The organism is Microbacterium sp. B24 (assembly GCF_000333415.1).
Classification (GTDB): domain Bacteria; phylum Actinomycetota; class Actinomycetes; order Actinomycetales; family Microbacteriaceae; genus Microbacterium.
Genome location: NZ_BADB01000058.1, coordinates 1 through 997, shown reverse-complemented (window position 1 = coordinate 997; position 997 = coordinate 1). Strand labels below are relative to the sequence as shown.

General features: G+C 66.4%; 1 pseudogene. It reads left to right on the top strand.

The annotated features are described in order from the left end of the window. Positions 1 to 35: 35 nt before the first annotated feature. A pseudogene (locus tag I5I_RS01290) lies at positions 36 to 997 on the top strand (glycosyl hydrolase family 65 protein); the annotation flags it as partial.

Sequence of the window (997 nt, the reverse complement as noted above, 5' to 3'; positions counted from 1 at the left end):
ATTCGAGCTCGGTCCCGGGGATCCTCTAGAGTCCGGCCTACTACGCCGCCGGCACCGCGCAGTACCACATCAACGCCGACGTCAGCTTCGCGCTCGCCAAGTACGTGCGTGCCACGGGCGACGACGAGTTCCTGTACCGCGAGGGCGTGGACATCGCCGTCGAGACGGCGCGGCTCTGGGCCACGCTCGGGTTCTGGCGCTTCACCGAGGACGGCCAGCCCGAGGTGTTCCACATCCACGGCGTCACCGGTCCCGACGAGTACACGACGGTCGTCAACGACAACCTGTTCACGAACGTGATGGCGCGCTTCAACCTGCGTTTCGCGGCGCGTATCGTGCGTGAGATGGCGCAGGATGCGCCGGAGCACTACGCGCAGATGGTGGAGCGTCTCTCGTTCGACCCGTCGGAGGCGGACGCGTGGGATGCCGCCGCGGAGGCGATGCACATCCCGTACAGCGAGGGCCTCGGCATCCATCCTCAGGACGAGGTGTTCCTCGAGCGCGAGGTATGGGATCTGGAGAACACGCCGCGGGAGCAGCGTCCGCTGCTGCTGCACTTCCACCCGCTCGTGATCTACCGGTACCAGGTGCTCAAGCAGGCCGATGTCGTGCTGGCGCTGTACCTGCAGGGCAATCACTTCACCGACGAGGAGAAGCTGGCCGATTTCGAGTACTACGACCCGCTGACGACGGGAGATTCGACGCTGTCGGCGGTCGTCCAGGCGATCCTTGCGGCAGAGGTCGGGTACCAAGATCTGGCTCTGGAGTACTTCTCGCAGTCGATCTTCGTCGACCTCGGCGACCTGCACCACAACGCGTCCGACGGGGTGCACGTGGCCTCCGCCGGCGGCGTCTGGACCGCGCTGGTCGCCGGCTTCGGCGGCATGCGGGATCACTACGGCGAGCTGAGCTTCGATCCGCGCCTGCCCAAGGCCTGGCCGTCACTGTCGTTCACCCTGCACTGGCAGGACTCTAGAGGATCCCCGGGACCGAGCTC